This window comes from Acidovorax sp. SRB_24 (genome assembly GCF_012931925.1).
Genome location: NZ_MWOM01000121.1, coordinates 1 through 4,802, shown reverse-complemented (window position 1 = coordinate 4,802; position 4,802 = coordinate 1). Strand labels below are relative to the sequence as shown.

Here is a 4,802-nt window from a genome sequence, read left to right as displayed (position 1 = left end):
GGCCTGCCGAGAGTAGTGCGGATTGTCATTCTGGTTTTAGGCTGCCGTCAGCCTTCGCCACCCGAATAGCGCTTCTCGAGCTCGCTCACTTCCTTCATGCCCATGATCGCCGGGATACCCAGTGCGAAGGGCAGGATCATGTCGCTCAGACCTCGCACGCTTCCGTCGCGCTTGATTCGCGACAAAGCCTCTTGCATCGCGAAGAGCGCCGCTCGTACGAGCGTGCCTGGGAGGCTCACGCGCGCCACGCCGAGCGCCTGCAAGTCGGAGAAGGTCAAATCGAACTTCGTCTTGCCGCCTTCCACGATGTTGATGCCCACTGGTCCGTTGATCCCCTTCACCACCGCCTCGATTTCTTCCGTCGAACTGACGCCCTCGACCATCACCATGGTCGCACCGACCTCCAGGAACGCGTTGCCGCGCCGTACTACCTCGTCCATGCCGGCTACGGCGAGTGCGTCAGTGCGAGCGTTGATGACGAAGTCGCGGTCATTCCTTGCGTCGCAGGCGGCCCGTATCTTTGTCACCGCCTCGTCGAAGCCGATGATCTGCTTGCCTTCCAAGTGACCGCATCGCTTCGGAGACACCTGATCTTCGATGTTGATGCCCGCCGCACCTGCGCGCTCGAACGCTTGCACGGTGTAGTACGTATTGACCGCATTCCCGAAGCCAGTGTCGCCGTCCGCCATGACCGGAATCCCTACGTTCTCGACGATATTCCTGGTCGCGCAAAGCATGTCGTTCATGGAAAGCATGCTGTAGTCAGGTCGGCCAAGATACGCCGCCGAAATACCAGAGCCAGTGCACTGGATCGAATCGAAGCCCGCCCGCTCTATGAGCTTGGCACTGATGGGATCGTAGGCTCCAGGCATGACAAGGATCTCGGGGGAGCGAATTAGCTCCTTCAAACGCGAAGTGAGGCGCATGGCGGGTTTCTCCTGAGGACTAGATGGAACGGCCATTGTACTATTGCATGCAATCGTGCAGCCGGTGGGATTTGATCAGCCAAGGCTCGATCGGCAGAGCGGGTCGCGTGATCTCGCCCATCAATGCGGCTGCGACCTTCCAACCAGGAGAAAGCCAATGCATGTCTGTTTGAAAGCCGTTCTCGCACTCGCGATGATCACCAGCCTGCCAGTCGCGGTGGCGCAGGACAGGAGCGAATCCCATCGGCGGCTTGCGCCGCTTGAGTCGAAGGACTATCCGGTCCGCCCCATCGAGGTCTACGTTGCATACCCAGCCGGCGGAGGCATGGACGTTCATGCTCGGATCCTGGTCAAGTATCTAGTCAAGCACACCGGCAAGGACTTTGTCGTTATGAATAAGCCAGGCGCCGAGGGACTGATCGGGCACAGCTTCGTGGCCACGCAACTGCGCCCCGACGGTTACGGAATGGCAGTGCTTTCGAGCAACTTTTGGGCGCACAGCACCCGTCGTTCTGAAGGCAAGTGGGGATTGGAAAGCATCGAGCCCGTTGGATTCCTCAACTCGGACCCGTTGACCTGGATTGTCACCACGGAAGGGAAATTCAAGAACGCGAGCATCAGGGATGTGCTCCAGGCCGCCCGCAACACTCCCAACACCGTCCGCGCCGCGGCGTCCCCCTCGAATGCGAGTGGCTTCCTCATGGAACAGGTGCAGGCGGCGAGCGGCGCCAAGTTCAACGTAATTCCCTACCCGGGGGGTAAGCAGGCCCTGAACGACTTGATGGGCGGGCATATCGACGTTGCCTACGGCTTCGTTGCCGAGTATCGAAGCCTGCTCCAGGCCGGAAAGGTGCGTGTTCTAGCCGCAACAGGGGCAAAGCGCAGTACCGTCCTTCCCGAGGTGCCGACCTTCAATGAAGTACTGTCCGCGGACGAGATTCTCTGGGATGCTTTCCGCTTCGTCGCATTACCCAGGAATGTTCCGGAGGACCGGAAGCGCTGGCTGGAGGAGGCAGTCGATCTCGCTCTCGATGACCCGGAGATGAAAAAGGAAATCGAGAAGGCAGGGGCGATATTCGACAGGAGTCTGAGGACTTCGGCGCAGGTGGCCGCGGAAATCCGACGCCGCTCGGCGATGGAGAGCAGGTTCTACTCGCGACCCGAAGGCAAGTAGCGCCTTTCCCGCGCGTACTGCCAGGAAAACTTGCACCGCGCGCGGGTGCTGGCCGGTCCTTGGGGCCGGGCAGGCTGCTTAGGGACATGGGCGCAGGCGCTCGTCCGAGCTGCTGGATGTAGTAAGAATAGAAGGCGCCGAGCAGCTGGCTTGCGCACATGGAGGTTCGTTGAGAAGGCCTCAACTGTTTGCTAACGAACTCTCGTTTGACCTTCGCGCGCCTGACTCCCTAAGCTGGTGGCATGCATCAGCGTCCACCAGCTCAACCCGGAATGATAGAGTCCGAGGTTGAAACTCCCGCATTGCTCCTCAATCTCGACGCACTCGAATTCAATCTCGATACGGTGGCGCACAGGGTGGCAGGATCCAACGCAAAACTTCGTCCGCACGCGAAGACGCACAAGTGCCACGTCATTGCGAAACCGCTGACAGCCAACCAGCTGATCTAGGGACAGTCTGCAAAACCTACTCCCCCGTCTGGCAGGCGTCAGCCTGCAATAGCATCCTTGCAGCCCATGAAGCAAACCAGCCTTGACCTGAACCTGAGCGCCAGAAGAACCCGCAAGCAGGAGTTCCTCGCCCAGATGGAGCAGGTGGTTCCTTGGGCTGCATTGGTCGATCTCATTGCCCCGTATTACCCCGAAGGCAAGAATGGCCGACCACCTTTTGCGCTGGAGACCATGCTGCGTGTGCATTTCATGCAGCAGTGGTTCACATTGTCGGATCCGGCGATGGAAGAGGCCTTCTTTGACGTGCCCCTGTACCGGGAGTTTGCCCAGCTCGATGCCCATGGGCGTCTGCCCGATGAGAGCACCATCCTGCGCTTTCGGCATGGGCTGGAGAAACACAGACTGGCCGATCAGATTCTGGCCACGGTCAACGACCTGCTCAGCTCGCAAGGCTTGCTGCTGAGGGCGGGAACAGCAGTGGACGCCACGCTGATTGCGGCGCCCAGCTCCACGAAGAACAAGGACAAAAAGCGCGACCCCGAGATGCATTCGAACCAAAAGGGCAACCAGCGGTACTTTGGCATGTAAGCCCACATTGGCGTTGACGCTGATTCGGGCTTGGTGCACACCGTGCGCGGCACCTCGGGCAACGTGGCCGACGTCACCGAGGGCAACAGCCTGCTGCATGGCGAAGAAGCCAACGTCTTTGGTGATGCGGGCTACCAGGGTGCCGACAAACGCCCGGATGCCAAAAAGGTAGTGGCCTGGCATATAGCGATGCGCCCAGGCATGCGCAAAGAGCTGGATAAGGACAACAAGCCCATTGACGCTCTGATTGACCGGCTTGAAAAGATCAAGACCGGTATCCGGGCCAAGGTCGAGCACCCGTTCAGGGTCATCAAGCGCCAGTTTGGCTACGTGAAAGTGCGCTACCGGGGACTCAAGAAAAACACGCTGCAGCTCAAGACGTTGTTTGCGCTGTCAAACCTGTGGATGGTGCGCCATACCTTGATGGCGGCGCAGGGATGAGTGCGCCTGAAAACGTGGCAGAGGCCGCAAAAGCGGCTCAAATGAACCGCCGGGGAGACAAAGCAATGCGCAGACCACGAACAACGACGTGAAACTGTGTGATCTGAAAGACGTGAGCGCTATAGCACTCACTGATTCGGGTTGTTCAGAGCATCCCTAGAAGAACCTGGCCGACATACAGACCGAGATCACGCTGGGCCCGCAGGGCTGCCTGCGCCGGGGCCGCATGAAGGACGAGGGCATCGCCTCGGTGGAGATCCCCTCCATCATGAAGCGCAACTCCTGCGGCAACGCCCTGGACATCGCCCGCGTGGCGCGCGACATGATGGGCGGCAACGGCATCAGCGACGAATTCGGGGTGGCCCGCCACCTGGTGAACCTGGTGATGGTGAACACCTACAAGGGCACCCACGGCATCCATGCGCTGATCCTCGGGCGCGCCCAGACCGGAATCGCCGCATTCTGAGTGATCCTCCGTCAGGAGGCCGCCGGATTCCAGTCTGCGCGCGCGGGGTCTCGCCTGCCAGAGTTTGACTCATCTCCGTGTAAACAAGTCCCGCCCGCCGGCCCCAAGCCAGACGAAAACTTGGACCGCTCACTCGGCCTGGATACCGGCCGCCGCGGCGATCTTCTTCCAGCGGCTGATCTCCGTCGCGATGAACAGTTCGAATTCGACTGCCTTCATCGGCGCGGACTCTGCGCCCGCCTTCAGGAAGAATGCCTTCATCTCAGCCGAATCGAGGATCCTATTAATCTCTGTGTTCAGGCGGTCGACCACGGCAGTAGGCGTGCCTGCCGGAGCCAGCACACCCCACCAGAGCTCACTGGCGCTGCCCTTGTAGCCAGCTTGTTCGGTCGAAGGCAGAGCGGGCACAACCGGGGAGCGCTTCGAGGTCGTGACGGCCAGCGCTCGGACCCTGCCGTTTTCCACATGGGGCAACACGGAGGCAGCGCTAGACACAACGACTTGGACTTGTCCGCCGATCATGTCTGTGATGGCCAGGCTGATCCCTTTATAAGGCACCTGTGTCATCTTGATGTCAGCGGCGCCCATCAGCAGTTCCGCGGCGAAGTGATTGATGCCTCCTACCCCCGAGGTGCCGTAATTCAGCTTCCCTGGCTGCACCTTGGCAGCGCTCACCAAATCTTCAATGGTTTTGTAGGGTGAGTCGGCTGCAACCGTCACAAGCATCGGACCCGTCGCGAGACGCGCTACCGGCTTAA

General features: G+C 60.1%; 3 protein-coding genes and 2 pseudogenes. 3 read left to right on the top strand and 2 right to left on the bottom strand.

Annotated elements, in window-relative coordinates; all coding sequences use genetic code 11:
* Nucleotides 1-47: 47 nt before the first annotated feature.
* Nucleotides 48-926: an oxaloacetate decarboxylase gene (locus tag B2J89_RS20720; RefSeq protein WP_169168856.1), complete on the bottom strand. Its 879-nt coding sequence runs from the start codon at nucleotides 924-926 to the stop codon at nucleotides 48-50.
* Nucleotides 927-1,083: 157 nt separating this feature from the next.
* On the opposite strand from B2J89_RS20720, the gene B2J89_RS20715 reads away from it, so the two are divergent.
* The 3 genes and pseudogenes from B2J89_RS20715 to B2J89_RS20705 all read left to right on the top strand — a co-directional run.
* Nucleotides 1,084-2,100: a tripartite tricarboxylate transporter substrate binding protein gene (locus B2J89_RS20715; protein ID WP_169170741.1), complete on the top strand. Its 1,017-nt coding sequence runs from the start codon at nucleotides 1,084-1,086 to the stop codon at nucleotides 2,098-2,100.
* Nucleotides 2,101-2,615: 515 nt separating this feature from the next.
* Nucleotides 2,616-3,578: pseudogene (locus B2J89_RS20710) on the top strand (IS5 family transposase).
* A 160-nt stretch (nucleotides 3,579-3,738) separates the two neighbouring features.
* Nucleotides 3,739-4,044 (top strand): annotated as a pseudogene (locus B2J89_RS20705) (acyl-CoA dehydrogenase family protein); the annotation flags it as partial.
* A gap of 129 nt (nucleotides 4,045-4,173) precedes the next feature.
* On the opposite strand, the gene B2J89_RS20700 reads toward B2J89_RS20705, so the two are convergent.
* Nucleotides 4,174-4,802, bottom strand: a 629-nt coding sequence (locus B2J89_RS20700) for a tripartite tricarboxylate transporter substrate binding protein (RefSeq protein ID WP_256368865.1), incomplete at its 5' end; no start/stop codon positions are given.